The sequence below is a fragment of the Chryseobacterium sp. 1B4 genome, assembly GCF_036631475.1.
Taxonomy (GTDB): domain Bacteria; phylum Bacteroidota; class Bacteroidia; order Flavobacteriales; family Weeksellaceae; genus Chryseobacterium.
This window is the reverse complement of sequence record NZ_JAPNUF010000007.1, coordinates 1,110,795-1,125,293: the sequence shown is the minus strand read 5'-3', so window position 1 is coordinate 1,125,293 and position 14,499 is coordinate 1,110,795. Positions and strand designations below refer to the sequence as shown.

Here is a 14,499-nt window from a genome sequence, read left to right as displayed (position 1 = left end):
AAACGAGTTGAAGAGAAAATTAAGTTTTTTTTAAGAATTGTTAATACAGGAAATTTATAAAAGATAAAAGATGTTTATTAAAATTCAATAGAGGTGGGCTTTAGCCCGCCTTAAAAGTACAAACCAATCACCGGCTTTAGCCAAAATTTAAATTTTGCTTAACGTGATGAACTAAGTATTTCCTGCACAATCATTTTAGATTTCTCTATCAGTTCATTCGATCTGTAAAGCTGGCTGGCCAGTATTGAGCTTTCAAAAAGAAGATAGATATGGGCTGATATCATCTCATTCTGAATAGCTTCATTGAAGGATTCTCTCAGCTTAACTTTATGATTGCGGATCACCTTATGAATTTCTTCCTTATCGGCAGGAATTTCCGACAGGATATTCAGAAAACTGCATCCCCTGAAATCTTCTTTTTCATTCATGTACATCAGGAAATCAAATGATTTCTGAAACTTTTCCTGCAGTGTTTTTGCTTCCGATGTGAATTTTTCAAGCTCAGAAACCCAATAGTCATACCTTTTATTAAGGAACTCTATGCAAAGATCATCTTTAGATTTAAAATGCTGGTAAAAGCTTGCCTTTGACACATCGGCTTCGTCAATAATCTGGTTAATACCCGTGCTGTTATAGCCTTGTCTATGGAAGAGCACCATTGCAGTGCTTACTATTCTTTCTCGAGGTTTAGGCATGATATAAGATTTTTACAAATGTAAACAAATATGAACAGACTGGTACGTGTTGGTTTTTAAATAAATCCTCTTGCATAATAAAGCTGAATAGCAAAGAACAGCACTGTGAAAAACCATACGACATAAGGATGATAGCTGAAATTATTCTTCAGAATGTAATGGAGTGCTTTGAACAACTTGAAGACCCCGATAATTCCAATGATAATAAAACCAGAAAGACCAGAAAAAACAGATAATCTCTCGTCCCGTATTCACTCACTTTGCCAAGACGGTCCAGATAAGCTTCCACATTTAATGTCTGCCCCAGAAACATAGCCGAACTGATTAATATAAAAAAGGGAGTAGTAGTGTAGACGGTTGTATAAATGAAAGAAAACAGCAATGTCCGGAAGGTTACCGTATTTACTTTTTCTTGTTTGTACCATAATAAAGCAACACTGAATATGACAGCAGTAATATTATTCATCAAAAATATAAAGAGTGCCTTTTCTACCATGCTCAGTCCCTTAATCTTGGAAATGATATTGTGCTCTCCGCTGTAATCCATCAAAAGTACGGAGACTATTACAGAAGTATAAACAGAAAGTTTGATAGGAGAGAGGTAGTCGTGAAAACGCTCGGTTTCTTCTTTTTCCATCTCGTGTGCAGAAAGATCATAGCAGCGGCGTGGGTCCTGAAACAATTTGAAAATGGTTACCGGAACCAGCAGTATTTCAATTATAATCTGCAGGCATAGCTTTTCAAAACTATCTATCAACTTTTCAAACATATACATGGGTATTAGGAAACGTACTATGCAATTTAATTAATTTTTGAATCATATCCTGAAGGTGAATAAAAAAGAATGGATGATTCTGTTCAATCATCCATCCGCTATATATTAAAAGATTTTCTGTTATTTTGGAAGTCCTTTTTTCAAAGCAATATTGGCTTTTTCTACAGCTTTCCTTTCTTTCCAGTCCATATACCTTTTTTTATACCGGCCTTTCATGAAATTATCAAAATTACGCTGAATGGCAAGATTCCAGAGAGAATGTGCTTTTACCGCCCAGCTTTTATCCCAGGCACGCAGGGAAATAGAGAAAGAACCGTCCAGATATTTCATCCAGTGCCACCAGCCGGTAGGCATAAATAGAGTATCTCCATGCTCCAGAAAACACTCAATTCCTTCAATCCCGTCCAATGCTGGGAATTTTTCAAAATCAGGATTGGCAATATCATAATCTTCCAGGGCATAGGTAGCATAAGGAAGCTTATAAAGGCGGGTTTTCCATTTGTATTCAAAAAGAAGGACATGCTTTCTTCCATTGAAATGGGTATGGAAAATATGCGGCATATCAATATCATAATGAAGGAAAGTCACAGAGCCTTTACCTCCGAAGAACATACTTGGATATTTATCTAAAAATCCACCCATAAGATTTTTGGCGGAACATAATCATCCAGTAATTTTGGCGCAAATTTTATAGGATCAAAGAAAAAGATTCTCAGGTCGGTAGGCTCTCTTTGAATAAGGTCAACATACTCACTGAAAGGCATTTTTGTCGTTGGAGTATTAATAGGTGCTGCAGGATCTGCTTTTGAGCTGTCATAAAGGGGAACGATAACATCACCAACCACCTCCTTCATATAGTCCATCGTCCATTTTTGATAGGCAGGCCACTTTCTTGCCATGTTTCTGATTACTACCGGCTTACATGGCTTTAGATATTTTTCACGGAATTCTTCTTGTGAAATGTCATCTACAATATCAATTGGTTTAAGGATTATTCCCATTCGTTAAAATTATTGAGCTAAAGTATTAAATATTTGTGACAATAAATGGAAAGTATTCAAATTATTTGGAATTGATATAAATAAAATTTAAAAATACATATTCAGGTTTCTTTTTTTGGAGTTATTCTGATGTTTTTTAGCTAGCATGCCTTTACACAATAGACACTTCACAAGGCAAATGTTATTTGTAAAATAGGATAATTCTATGTATAATTGTTATCATTAAAAACCAGCCATGAAACGCTTCAACTATTATTTTTTCTTGTATCTGCAAGTGCTTTCTTACAACAATCAGCAGATTTGAAACCTATGAATTTGTGTTAACGGACAAAAAGTTTCTCTAGAGGCTGCTATCTGCTTAGAACAGAACAGTTTAAAATAAATGATAAATAGTTTAACCAACAATGAATGATAATCAGCTTTTATATGCAGCTTCAATAGTTTGTTTCTTACTTATTATTGTAACCTTTAGACACAGTTGGAAATTCGGTACTTTCAATATAATATTGCTCTTCATATACAATGCAGTATTATATTATCATTTACTATTTGACAGTGGTGGAGGTGCAGGACTTGTATGGTGGTTTTTGCTGCTTGTTGTACCAGGGCTTCATATGCTTGCGCTTTTGATTTACTTTGTAATAATTACGATTATTAAAGACAGTCGCAAATATAAGAATCAGAAGTAAGGTCTTGTTCCTGAAAAAACTTAAAGTAACCTGGTTGTAATGGAAGGCTTTACTTTTTAATAAAGTTCAATATCTGTTTCTTTTTTTGACAAGCAGCACAACCATAGCAAGAATAAGAACTGTGATGCTTAGCCATACTACGTTTTCTATACCATAACGGGCAATACAGAATCCCCCCAAAAGACTCCCTGCAGTAACAGCAAAATTCCCGCACGAAGTAAAAATACTGTTGATGAACTCAGAGTCCTCTGATGTAGACGAGGTTACATTGATATTACTGATCAGAAAACCTCCGGAATGTATGAGCCCCCAAAAGCCTGTAATCAAAATCATAGGGGTAAAACAGCTCCCGTAATATGCAATCAGAAGGTGGATTCCGGATAGTAAAATCAGGAACGCCAAAGTAGTCTGAAACGGAAACCTGCTCATATATTTTCCTGCAATTCTGTTTCCTGCAATACCTGCAGTACCAAACAGAAAAAGCATCATACTGATTTGTTTTCCGTTCATATGGGTGACATTCTTTAAAAAATCTGCCATATAACCGTAGGTTGAATACATTGCTGTAATCATGAAGAATGCCAGAAGAAACCCGCCCCATATATGCTTATCCCGAAATGTTTTAATTTGGAATTTACCTGAAGATGCTCCTGTATTCTGAATGGATGGCAAATACAGCCATACTCCTGCCAGAGCAGCACCATTAATGAAAGCAGTGAGTAAAAAGGAAGATTGCCAGGAGAGAAGATCAGACATAAAAGTAGCCAAGGGTACTCCCAAGACAGTTGCCAGCGTAAGCCCGGAAAAAATAATACTGACGGCCCTGGATTTCTCTGCAGCATCTGAGGTTTGTCCGGCCACAGATAAAGCAATAGACCAGTACACCGGATGGAAAAACGCAGGAATCATTCTTACGATAAGAAGAAGATAAAAATCAGGAATAAAGGCAGACAGGATATTGGCTGCGACAAAAACTGATAAAGAAAGAATCAATAAGCTTTTTCTTTTGAAAGAAGAGAGGATAAGAAGCATGAATGGCCCGAAAACAGCAACAATCAATGCAAATGCACTCAGCAGCCATCCCGCTTTTTCAATGGAGACCCGGAATGCAGAAGAGAGTTCAGGCAATACTCCAATCACTCCGAATTCTGTAGTGGTAATTCCGAAAACACCAAATGCCAGCAGATAAAGATTTCTGTTCATATTCATTATTTTTTTTGCAAATTTGCAGAATAGACTATCAGAAAACTATATACTTACCTTTTGGTTCTATACTTACTTTTTAGAAAGTGTTAATGTAAAAACATTTGTTATGCCTGAATTTTTCCATGATAAAAGATTATATTATACTCCCATTGAATTTGCATTAAGTCATATCGGCGGAACCTGGAAAATGCCGGTTTTGTGGAGATTACAGGAGAAACCTCTCCGTTTTAGCGAGCTTAAAAAGGATATTCCCCATATTACAGATAAAATGCTGACCAGCCAGCTGCGTGAGCTGGAAGCTAAAGAGATGATCCACAGGGAAGTATTTCCGGTAATTCCTCCGAAAGTGGAATACAGCCTTACAGAGAAAGGAAAAAAGCCATTCCGGTTATTGAAACTATCATGAAATTTGGTTACGACCTGATTAAGGATGAAGGAATTGTCTTCCCACCTAAAGAATGATAGGATTATATTTTTCTGTTAAACAAAGCTTTCATAACTTCACCATAAAATTGATTCAATACGATGAAGCTGAAGCTAGGGATATTAGACCAGTCACCTGCCGTCATGGGAGGAAATGCAGCATTGGCATTGACTAACAGTCTTAATCTTGCCGTATTGGCTGAAGAAACAGGATTTCATAGTATTATGTATTCTGAACATCATGGAGTAGAAGCTTATGGCAGCTCCAGTCCAGAACTTTTAGCGGCAATTGTCCTCAGTAAAACAAGCCGGATCAAAGTGGGGACAGCCGGCATCATGATGCGGAATTATTCTGCCTATAAAATTGCAGAATGGACCAAAATGCTGTCAACCCTATATCCGGAACGCTTTATTTTAGGGCTGGGAAAGGCGCCGGGAGGGTTAAAAGATGCCGTAATGGCTTTGAATAATCATAAACCGGTGGTCTTATCCGATATGGAGACAAAGCTGGAAGAAATCATTCAGTTTATCAGAGACGAAGAAAGTGTATACAACGGGCTTATTGCGCAGCCAACCCATGTGCTGCATATCCCCGAAATCATGTGGCTGGGCTCTGGAATAACTTCTGCCAGGGAAGCCGCAAAGCACGGGATCGGATATTCATTTGCTGCTTTTATGAACAATGAGAAGGGAATGGAAAATACAGATGCCTATCTCAGAGAATTTGATGTAACGAAATATTTTCCAAAGCCTTCTTTACAGGTTGCAGTGGCTGTATCAGTGGCTGCTACCATTGAAGAGGCCAGACGGAATGCCTATGGAATGGCTTATCAGTTTTTACAATCCCGTCAACTGGTAAGTCCGGATGCTGTTCTTTCCCCGGAAGCTGTTGAAGAAAAGGTTCTGGGAACTAAAGATGAAGAAGAGTTCTTTACTGTTTTAGACAGGATTATTACAGAAACACCTCAGTCTGTTGGTCAGAGATTACAGAAAGTTTCAGAAAAATACAATACGGATAATCTCCTGATATTATGTAATATGTTCCGTGAGGAAGACCGTATCAGCACTTATAAAAACATTATTAAAAATAATTATTAATACCCACAGAATCTATGGAAGCCTGGGGCTAATCAGATATAATTCAAATCCATGAAGCAGGATATTGCAACACGATATATTATTACCGGAGGTCCCGGAGCCGGCAAAACAACATTGCTGGAAGAATTAAGCCGCCATGAAGCGATTACAGTGCCGGAAGAAGGAAGGAAAATTATCAGGCAGCAGATTGATTCCGGTGGTGAAGGACTTCCTGGCTCAATAAAGAACGTTTTGCAGAACTGATGTTTGAGGAATCTCTAAAAACCTACCTGGAAATAAGTGAAATGGGCTATACAAAACCTGTTTTCTTTGACCGCGGCATACTGGATACGCTTGGCTATATGAGACTTGAAAATATTCCCATTCCGGGAATCATGGAATCTAAAGCCAGAGCAATGGTTTATCACAACAATGTTTTTATTCTTCCGCCATGGAAAGAGATTTATGAAAATGATCCTGAGAGAAAACAAACCTTTGAACAGGCAGTGGCAACCTTTGAGTGTATGAAAGAAATTTATCAGGAATATGGTTTTACGATCATAGACGTTCCGAAAGTTTCAGTAGAAAGCAGGGTAAGCTTTATTCTTGATAAAATTATATAGAGTATATTCCTCACTTATCATTTATCAATCATCAATAAACATTTATAATATGAATCATCTCCCTTTTGAAAAAGAACTGATTGAAATGGCTGACAAAGACCTGTCTGTAAGAGAAAAGCTGCTGCTGGCCGGCGAGCTATCCGGAGGTTATCATCCTGAAATGGAAAAAATTCATAAAGCTAATGCGGAACGGCTGCGGGAAATCATGGCTGAAATTGGATATCCAACCATCTCAAAAGTAGGAGAGAAAGCAAATGATGCTGCCTGGCTGATTATTCAGCATGCTATCGGCGAACCTGAATTTATGAAAGCCTGCTATGCGATGATGGAAGAAAATGGCAGTGATATTAATCCCGTACATAAAGCTTATTTACATGACCGGATTCAGGTTTTTCAGAGTAAACCCCAAAGATATGGAACACAGTTAACCGCCGACGGAACAATTTATCCCGTAGAAAATAAGGAAAATGTAAATAAAGAGCGTGAGACAGTAAACCTGCCGCCGCTGGCGGAACAGATATCAATAAAATTCCGGAATCTGAAGACATTCCGGAAATTGATGGCAAAGACGTTCAATATACAGTATGGAGAAAAAAGTAGGATGGATTTAAAACATTTTCTACTTTGTAAATTAATTTTTAAAACATGATACATCGCTGCCTGAAGAAAGAAATTTCTACTTAAACTGCCATAACTTCCATCTCCCATCTTCCTGCTTCCTGCTTACTCATCCGCTTTCAAAACTTCACGGACTTCAATATTCCCGCCGATTTTAAAGATAGGATTTCCTTTCGCCATTTCCACTGCTTCATCTATAGATTCTGCCCGTACAATAATATATCCGCTGATGAACTCCTTGATCTCGGTATAAGGGCCGTCTGTTACAAGATTGTCAGGCTTTACAGTTTTAGCGGTGCCGGAAGCAGGTAATAAAGTATTCCCTTTATCCACCAGTTTGTTTTGTGCTGCAATGCTTCCCAGCCACGCCATACGCTCCCGGATCTGTTCCGGAGAAGGTTTGAAATCAGAAATATCTTTCAGTCTGAAGATCAGTGCAAATTCTTTCATAAATTATATTCTTTTTTTATGACGACCGGGGGATATGAATGGGGACAAAACTTTCAATATATTTTTATTTGTCCAGTAAAGGTCTCGGATCAAACAGAACCTTTAAAGTGTGAATCTTTCCATCCTTTATATGATACCATCCTGAAGATTCTATTGTTTTTTCTCCCATGTTGATATTATACCAGAAGCATACATCTTCTCCGGACGTAAAAGTCTTAAGAATTTCATACTTGAACTTCATCTGCTTCATATCTTTGATATAGACTGAAGCTCCGTCTCTTTTTCCCAGTACTCCTATAAATTTAAAATCAGGATCAAGGCAGCTTTCCGCTTTGTCAAAATTTTCTTCATTTAAATACCGGATAAACTGTTCTGCTGCGTTTTGAGTTGTATTGTCCATAAATGTTGTTTTTATCGTTGAATACAAAATTAACGGATTAATAAAGTTTACACTTGTGACTATAATCACAAAATAGTATTACTATTTTAAAAGAGGGATTCTTCCCTGGGCATAAGCAATCTGCTCTTTTTCCTTTTCCTGATCAGGCTTGTTTTTAAGGTATAACTGATAATACATGGCTGCATTTTTAGGCTGCTTCAGATTGAGGTCATAGAGAAGTCCCAAACGGTAATAAATAATATTGCTGGTACCGAATGTCAATCCTCTTTTATAAGCGGTTACCGCCTCGTTATACTGGTTTTTGGCTTCATAAATACCAGCCAGCGCGGCATAATAAAGAGTGGTGTGCTTTGAAACAGCTTCATCAATAGTTTTTTGTGCATAGATTTCAGCTTTATGATAATCTTTCAGCTCACGATAGCTTAAGGCCATATAATAGAACGTGCCTTCATTTTGGACCCCCATATCTTCAAGTGTCTTGTACATCATAATGCATTTCTGATAATCCTTTACATAAAAATAGGCCTGTCCCATGTCATTCATTACGTTGGTGTCAGCATGATTTTTCAGCAGTTTTTCGCCGGTCTCAATCACTTCCGGATATTTGGTTAGCTGGTTCGCAACCGGTAATAAAGCCTGCTGTAAGGTGAAATTTTCAGTATCGGCAACGATGGCTGTTTTCAATACATTGTAAGCGGGCTGGTATTGTTTCAGGCCGCTGTACGTTAAAGAAAGATCATAAGCTACATCAGGATCAGCAGGATTGATAGTATTGGCTTTTTTGAGATAATCGAGTCTTGACTCAGGTTGGTCGGCATAAGCTGCAAGCTGCTTGTAAGCGCTGAAGTTAAGGCTGTCAAGCTGAATAATCTGCTGAAGATAAGCTTTGGCATTAGCAACATTTCCCCGTCTGGAATTAATACCGGCTAAACTGAATAAAGTAGGCAGGCTGTTCGGTTGAAGAGTGTTAATTTTCAGATAGTTTTTCTCTGCTTCCGGCAGTTTACCGGCCATCATATTACAATAAGCAATTTGCGAAAGGGCTTTTATATCCTGTGTTTCTCCGGGATATATGCTCTGAAGATATCGGGCGGCATCGGCATAGCGTTGTGTTTCATAATATTCAAGCAGTTTTTCAGTATCAATTTTTGCGGATTGAGCGGTGATACTGTTAAAACCTAACAGAATAATACACAAACAGATTCCTATTCTCATCATGGTTATTTTTTAACTAAAATATTGGTTATTTGGTAAGCTTCCAAATTTTGGACTCACTTATTAGGGATTTTTTAATCTTATAAATGATTATGGTAAAAATCAAGATCTTATCTTTGGATTTCTTATATTCACTTTATAGAAAAAGGACCTGATAAAACAAAGGATATGGAAATAAAAACAATACAGTCATTCATAGATTATTACGGAAAAATAAGAGAAAGAACCAATCGTATTATAGAAATTGTTCCTCCGGAGCATATTGATTTTACCTATAAACCCGGGAAATTTACCATCGGAGATCAGATAAGGCATATTGCAGCCATTGAACGCTATATGTATGGAGAAACCATCGCCGGAAAAAAAGTGCCTATCCGGGATGTGGAAAAGAGCTTGCCGACGGCTATGGAAATACAGTTAAATTTTTCAATGAAATGCACAGGCAGACCCTGGAAATTATTACCGGCCTTTCAGACGAGGATCTTACACGGAAATGTCTGACACCGGCTAATAGTGAAATTTCAGTATGGAAATGGCTTCGTGCCATGATAGAGCATGAAATCCACCACAGGGCAGAATTATACATCTATCTGAATCTTCTGGATATAAAAACACCACAGATTTATGGGTTTTCTGCAGAAGAAGTACAGGAAATGAGTATAAAATTATAGTATTAAAAGAATGCTCAAACGGTTAAGGTTAATTTGTATATTAGCCCATTCAAAAAATAATAATGACCAAACCTTTTATCATTCCCCTTTTACTGTTTTTAAACAGTGCATATGCACAGACCCATTCGGAGCTTAAGCCGGGAGATACCCTGAAATATTCACCACAATCTCACCGGCCATCATGGATCTCGGTACAATCCGCTGATGCCAATCTGGGAGTTGCATTGTTTATGGATGGAAAAAAATTAAAGGAACAGGATGATTCCAGAGGAATAAAAAGTGTTGAGCGTTTCTATTTTACCCCTGAAAAAGGGAAAAAATATGAAGTGAAGATCTGGGCCAAATCTTATCTTGAAAAAAGCAAAACAGCAAAAGTTTCTGTTATCGAGTCCAAAAGTGTCCCTGTTCTGAATGGTCAGTTTACACCTGGTCAGTTTGTGGAAGACCTAAGGGCATTCCGTTCTATCAGGGAACAGGCAAATTCCGGATTGTATGTGTACAGAAGTAAAAAACAGATAGACAGCATCTACCAGCAGGCAGAAACAGAAGCAGGAAACTGTAAAAATATTTTCGATTTTTATAAAATAATTGCCAGACTTACCGGATTTGAAGGAAGCTGTCATAATTATACAGACTTACCCAATCATGCCTCATACTATCTCACACAGAAATCTGAATATCTGCCCATTACCCTGAAAAATATTGACGGCCGCCTGCTTCAGGATTCAAAAGATGCAGCAATACCTCTTGGTGCTGAAGTCCTTTCCATCAACGGAATTCCTTCAAAAGAGATGATCAGCCGCCTTTCTCAGTATTATTTTTCTGATGGATATTCTATGCCTTATAAGGAAACCACAGGTTTTGAAAGAGGTATGCTGGATAAATTTTATATAGAATTCGGAAACCATAAAAATTATGTGATCCGGTATCAATGGAATGGAGCCGCAAAGGAGATTTCCCTGCCGGGGATCCCATTGGAAAACTTTAAAAAGCTTCAGGAATCAAGATATTCACTTGCTTTTGATAAAAAGCTGCTGTCTGAAAAATATAGTTTCAGCAAAGAAGGCGGGGGGATTTACAGGCTGTCTCTGAGAGGATTTGATTTTGCTACCGGAAAAGAAGATCCTGCTTATAAAAAATTCAGCGTTTTCCTTGATCAGATGATGGATACTCTGGAACGTGAAAACATACAGAACCTGATTATTGATCTCAGGGGAAATACTGGAGGTACAGGAGCTCTGTATGAAAAAGTGTTCTCTTATCTTACACAAAGGCCTTTCCGCGACAGTCATTATGCCTATACCAAATTCAACGAAGTTCCGTTGGAAGAAAAACTGGTGATAACCCCTCTTTTCCTTTCCAATGGAGTTCAGGATAAGCAGGGGCTGAATGCCTATCTGAAACAGCTTTATCCTAAAAATGTTCAGGGCAAATACTATTGGGCAGATGACAAAAATCCTTCCATAATGCCTAATGACAGAACCTTTAAAGGGCAGCTTTATCTGTTGGTAGACCAAAGGGTTGCTTCTGCTGCTTCCCATTTGGCTTCTCTGATTAAATCTTATACCAATGCCGTTGTCATTGGAAAAGAAACTGTAGGAGGCTACTATGAACATAACGGCCACTTTCCGCTGGTGTATGAACTTCCCAACACGGGAATCCAGACCGGATTCTCAATTGTTCATGTGATTCAGGATGCTCAGAATCTTCCGGATCAGAAAAGAGGGCAGGGAGTTATGCCTCATATTACCATACATCAGACCGATCAGGAATTTCTGGATCAGAGCGATGTTTATCTCAAAAAAGTGGCAGAGCTTAGAAAACCTTAAATGAATTGGTTGCAACTTTTATTTTTAAAACATTAAGGCTGTATTAAGTTGTAATAATTCATCTTAACTGTGCTTCGTTTCTTAACCGTTCTTAATGGTTTTAATAAATATACTTTTTTTATAAATGTAAACTCGTTTCAATAAAAACCAGCTGTTGATTTATTATTTGCAGCTGGTTTTTTATTACATGGTATTTTTAACTTATTTCTATTTTAAGTGATAAATTGCCCGTTTTTATTTATTAAAAATTGTTAAATATTTATTTGACACTGAGGGATTTGTTTCTTTTTTTAATCATCTGTTTTGGAATTATTGATGAAAAGTCGTAGAACTACTACAAAATTACAGATTATATGTAGAAAATTTCCTGAATAACGATTACCGCTTTATCTTTGTAATACCACCAATCCAATACAAAAAATTAATAATGATTAAAACCCGCATATTACAACATTAAATCAGGAGAAATTCTGCCATTAACAGGGGGTAAACAGGACTTCGTATTTTGCTTTTCCTTTTTACCGTTTTTCTAATGCCTGTTTTGACCTCAATATCCGGCTCCGGCCCATAGGCGGAATCGGGTAATAAAGTTTATCTGATCTTATTGTTCAGATCAATTTTAGCTTAAAAAAATCTGACATCCAATCAATCAAAATATTACAACTATGTTTCAGGACGATCATTCACCCAAAACGCCTGTTTCTAAAGATAAAATTCCAGCTGTAAACAATATTAAAGAAACGTTGACAGATCAGGCGGTCAGCAGAACTGCTAAGGAAGTACAGGAAAAATCGAATGGAACCATTAAGAAGGCAACGGAAAAAATGGCTCAGGCCCAGGCCTATACAGGAATGGTTCAAAACGGCTCTCAAATGTTTATGAACCAGGTAAAACAACCTAATCCTCCCACTCTGGTAGAAGATAAAGTGTGGTCTAAACAGCCCACTTCAGGAATTTATAATGCCAATACGATTCCCGGAAACCAGGTCGCCGGGATCAATCGGGTGGTAAAGCTTGAAATTGTAATTGACGGAAAAGTAATCAAACATTTCAAGCATTTTAAATTAAAACAAAGTGCTGTAAGACATCATGAATTTGATCTGATGCTGGCTCACGATACCTTAGGAAGCTCAGAAAACCATAATCTTGAGGAAGCCCAGAACTTCCTGGGGAAAAGAATTACAGTGATCTTCAGGTATAAAGACGTTGAAGACGGCCCGGAAAGAAATTTTGTAGGAGTAATTACTGAAGTAGGTTTCAGCCAGGAAAAAGGAAGTCTGGGAAATATAGTTCTTACAGGTTCCAGCCCAACCGTTCTTTTAGATGCAGCTCCCCACATTCAAAGTTTTGGGGGATCTCAGGAAATCAGTCTGAACAGTATTGCAGATCAGGTAATCAAAGAAGGTCTGGGACAAAATACCTTTGATTTCAGGGTAGATGCGTCCCATGGGAATGTTTCCTACAGTTCACAATATGAAGAAACCCACTATAACTATCTCGCAAGAATTGCAGAAGCTTATGGGGAACAGTTTTATTATGATGGTGAAGTACTGCATTTCGGGAAACTTCCCCTCAGGAAAAACCTGTAAAACTTACATACGGAAGCAGCGTGAGCGATGTTAAAATAAAAATGAAAGCGCAGCACGTGAATCCGTCATTTTATGGCTACAACAGCAGTAAAAATGAAAAATTAACCGCCGGAAGCTCAAAGATCAATCATACTTCAGATATTGCGAAAAGGGCGTATGAAATTTCAGAGAAAACCTTTACAACCCCATCACTGAGAGTTGCCCCCATAAAAGCAGTGTCTTTCATGGATGTTGAAAATTCCCAGAAAGGAACTGCAGGAAGCAAAGCTGCCGAAGTGTTTGTTATTTCAGGAGTTACAACAGTGCCGTTTCTATATCCCGGCTGTATTGCTGATATCGAAATGAGAAAAGCTGAAAGCAGTGAAACAACCTACTTTACCAAACTGATGATTACAGAAATGTATCATGATGTAGACGCAAGAGGATATTATACAGGAACCTTTGAGGCCATCGCATCAGATACAGGATTTATTCCCCGTCCAGAATTCCATACCCCAAAAGCGGATGCTCAGTTTGCCAAAGTAATTTCCAATGCAGACCCTTTAAATCAGGGACGGGTGAAAGTACAGTTTGACTGGCAGAACGGCTCTACCACAACAGAATATATCAGAGTGATGACTCCTGATGGCGGCGGAAGTGAAAAAGTAAGTAAAAACCGTGGGTTCATGGCTATTCCGGAAGAGGGAGATCAGGTGGTGGTCAACTTTGCCCATCAGCATCCTGACCGTCCGTTTGTGATGGGAGGAATGTTCCATGGAGGCGTTGGCGGAGGCGGTGGTGCCGGTAATAATATTAAAAGCCTAAGCAGTAAAAGCGGGCATACGATGAGCCTGGATGACGGGGGAGGAATTACAGTGAGAGATAAAGATCAGAACTCCGTTTTTCTGGATGGGGCTGGAAACATCACCATAGACAGCAAAATTTCCATTACGCTGAATTGTGGAAGCAGTTCCATTTATATGGATAAAGATGGAAATATCCAGATCAAAGGAAAAGAAATATTTGTTCAGGGAATTAATATCGGAGTAGGCGGAACATCAAGTATCGGTGTAGGGGTAGGCCCTGAGGACGGTGATCCTACTTCAGGAATCGGTATCAAATCCGATACGCTGGATATCGGAACCAAAACACTTTCCATGAGAGGAGATACCGAAGCCAATCTCAGCAGCGGGGGAAAAATAAATATTGGTGGCGGAAGCGAGACAAATATTGTAAGTGGAACTGTAAAACTGAATTAA

13 protein-coding genes and 3 pseudogenes are annotated in these 14,499 nt (G+C 38.2%); 9 read left to right on the top strand and 7 right to left on the bottom strand.

Going from position 1 to position 14,499, the window contains the following annotated elements:
• Positions 1–158: 158 nt before the first annotated feature.
• From OWR28_RS15180 to OWR28_RS15170, 3 genes and pseudogenes are all read right to left on the bottom strand, one after another.
• Positions 159–695, bottom strand: a complete 537-nt coding sequence (locus OWR28_RS15180) for a TetR/AcrR family transcriptional regulator (protein ID WP_332387315.1) — start codon at positions 693–695, stop codon at positions 159–161.
• A 148-nt stretch (positions 696–843) separates the two neighbouring features.
• Entirely contained in the window at positions 844–1,464 is a 621-nt protein-coding gene (locus tag OWR28_RS15175) for a hypothetical protein (RefSeq protein ID WP_332387314.1), read from the bottom strand.
• A gap of 126 nt (positions 1,465–1,590) precedes the next feature.
• Positions 1,591–2,471 (bottom strand): annotated as a pseudogene (locus tag OWR28_RS15170) (cupin-like domain-containing protein).
• Positions 2,472–2,875: 404 nt separating this feature from the next.
• On the opposite strand from OWR28_RS15170, the gene OWR28_RS15165 reads away from it, so the two are divergent.
• Complete coding sequence (locus OWR28_RS15165) at positions 2,876–3,160, top strand: hypothetical protein (RefSeq protein WP_332387313.1); 285 nt, start codon at positions 2,876–2,878, stop codon at positions 3,158–3,160.
• Positions 3,161–3,226: 66 nt separating this feature from the next.
• On the opposite strand, the gene OWR28_RS15160 is transcribed toward OWR28_RS15165, so the two are convergent.
• Positions 3,227–4,363, bottom strand: coding sequence for an MFS transporter (locus tag OWR28_RS15160; RefSeq protein ID WP_332387312.1), 1,137 nt, complete (start codon positions 4,361–4,363; stop codon positions 3,227–3,229).
• A gap of 22 nt (positions 4,364–4,385) precedes the next feature.
• On the opposite strand from OWR28_RS15160, the gene OWR28_RS15155 reads away from it, so the two are divergent.
• The 5 genes from OWR28_RS15155 to OWR28_RS15140 all read left to right on the top strand — a co-directional run bounded on the left by OWR28_RS15155 (position 4,386) and on the right by OWR28_RS15140 (position 7,138).
• A complete protein-coding gene (locus OWR28_RS15155; protein ID WP_332387311.1) occupies positions 4,386–4,772 on the top strand; it encodes a helix-turn-helix domain-containing protein in 387 nt (128 codons plus the stop codon).
• A 119-nt stretch (positions 4,773–4,891) separates the two neighbouring features.
• Positions 4,892–5,887, top strand: a complete 996-nt coding sequence (locus OWR28_RS15150; protein ID WP_332387310.1) for an MsnO8 family LLM class oxidoreductase — start codon at positions 4,892–4,894, stop codon at positions 5,885–5,887.
• A gap of 51 nt (positions 5,888–5,938) precedes the next feature.
• Positions 5,939–6,130, top strand: coding sequence for an AAA family ATPase (locus tag OWR28_RS27060; protein WP_494168461.1), 192 nt, complete (start codon positions 5,939–5,941; stop codon positions 6,128–6,130).
• Complete coding sequence (locus OWR28_RS15145) at positions 6,130–6,489, top strand: AAA family ATPase (RefSeq protein ID WP_494168460.1); 360 nt, start codon at positions 6,130–6,132, stop codon at positions 6,487–6,489. The genes OWR28_RS27060 and OWR28_RS15145 overlap by 1 nt, the downstream gene beginning before the upstream one ends.
• Positions 6,490–6,538: 49 nt before the next feature.
• The gene (locus OWR28_RS15140; protein WP_332387309.1) at positions 6,539–7,138 is read left to right on the top strand and encodes a DUF6624 domain-containing protein; all 600 of its coding nucleotides are present in this window, start codon (positions 6,539–6,541) and stop codon (positions 7,136–7,138) included.
• Between the two features lie 74 nt (positions 7,139–7,212).
• Here the strand turns inward: OWR28_RS15140 and OWR28_RS15135 are convergent, their stop codons facing one another.
• From OWR28_RS15135 to OWR28_RS15125, 3 genes are all read right to left on the bottom strand, one after another.
• On the bottom strand, positions 7,213–7,557 hold the full coding sequence (locus tag OWR28_RS15135) for a YciI family protein (RefSeq protein ID WP_332387308.1): 345 nt from the start codon (positions 7,555–7,557) through the stop codon (positions 7,213–7,215).
• A gap of 64 nt (positions 7,558–7,621) precedes the next feature.
• Positions 7,622–7,957 (bottom strand): nuclear transport factor 2 family protein, encoded by a 336-nt coding sequence (locus OWR28_RS15130; protein WP_332387307.1) that lies wholly within the window; start codon positions 7,955–7,957, stop codon positions 7,622–7,624.
• An 81-nt stretch (positions 7,958–8,038) separates the two neighbouring features.
• Positions 8,039–9,175, bottom strand: a complete 1,137-nt coding sequence (locus OWR28_RS15125; RefSeq protein ID WP_332387306.1) for a tetratricopeptide repeat protein — start codon at positions 9,173–9,175, stop codon at positions 8,039–8,041.
• 165 nt (positions 9,176–9,340) lie between these two features.
• On the opposite strand from OWR28_RS15125, the pseudogene OWR28_RS15120 reads away from it, so the two are divergent.
• The 3 genes and pseudogenes from OWR28_RS15120 to OWR28_RS15105 all read left to right on the top strand — a co-directional run bounded on the left by OWR28_RS15120 (position 9,341) and on the right by OWR28_RS15105 (position 14,499).
• A pseudogene (locus OWR28_RS15120) lies at positions 9,341–9,843 on the top strand (DinB family protein).
• A gap of 62 nt (positions 9,844–9,905) precedes the next feature.
• The gene (locus OWR28_RS15110; protein WP_332387304.1) at positions 9,906–11,672 is read left to right on the top strand and encodes a S41 family peptidase; all 1,767 of its coding nucleotides are present in this window, start codon (positions 9,906–9,908) and stop codon (positions 11,670–11,672) included.
• Positions 11,673–12,337: 665 nt separating this feature from the next.
• Positions 12,338–14,499: pseudogene (locus tag OWR28_RS15105) on the top strand (type VI secretion system Vgr family protein).

What these genes read in the sequence shown, in the direction of transcription:
- OWR28_RS15160 (WP_332387312.1), bottom strand. Translation starts at nt 4,363, where the DNA reads ATGAACAGAAATCTTTATCTGCTGGCATTTGGTGTTTTCGGAATTACC.
- OWR28_RS15180 (WP_332387315.1), bottom strand. Translation starts at nt 695, where the DNA reads ATGCCTAAACCTCGAGAAAGAATAGTAAGCACTGCAATGGTGCTCTTC.
- OWR28_RS15140 (WP_332387309.1), top strand. Translation starts at nt 6,539, where the DNA reads ATGAATCATCTCCCTTTTGAAAAAGAACTGATTGAAATGGCTGACAAA.
- OWR28_RS15165 (WP_332387313.1), top strand. Translation starts at nt 2,876, where the DNA reads ATGAATGATAATCAGCTTTTATATGCAGCTTCAATAGTTTGTTTCTTA.
- OWR28_RS15145 (WP_494168460.1), top strand. Translation starts at nt 6,130, where the DNA reads ATGTTTGAGGAATCTCTAAAAACCTACCTGGAAATAAGTGAAATGGGC.
- OWR28_RS27060 (WP_494168461.1), top strand. Translation starts at nt 5,939, where the DNA reads ATGAAGCAGGATATTGCAACACGATATATTATTACCGGAGGTCCCGGA.
- OWR28_RS15135 (WP_332387308.1), bottom strand. Translation starts at nt 7,557, where the DNA reads ATGAAAGAATTTGCACTGATCTTCAGACTGAAAGATATTTCTGATTTC.
- OWR28_RS15110 (WP_332387304.1), top strand. Translation starts at nt 9,906, where the DNA reads ATGACCAAACCTTTTATCATTCCCCTTTTACTGTTTTTAAACAGTGCA.
- OWR28_RS15150 (WP_332387310.1), top strand. Translation starts at nt 4,892, where the DNA reads ATGAAGCTGAAGCTAGGGATATTAGACCAGTCACCTGCCGTCATGGGA.
- OWR28_RS15175 (WP_332387314.1), bottom strand. Translation starts at nt 1,464, where the DNA reads ATGTTTGAAAAGTTGATAGATAGTTTTGAAAAGCTATGCCTGCAGATT.
- OWR28_RS15130 (WP_332387307.1), bottom strand. Translation starts at nt 7,957, where the DNA reads ATGGACAATACAACTCAAAACGCAGCAGAACAGTTTATCCGGTATTTA.
- OWR28_RS15125 (WP_332387306.1), bottom strand. Translation starts at nt 9,175, where the DNA reads ATGATGAGAATAGGAATCTGTTTGTGTATTATTCTGTTAGGTTTTAAC.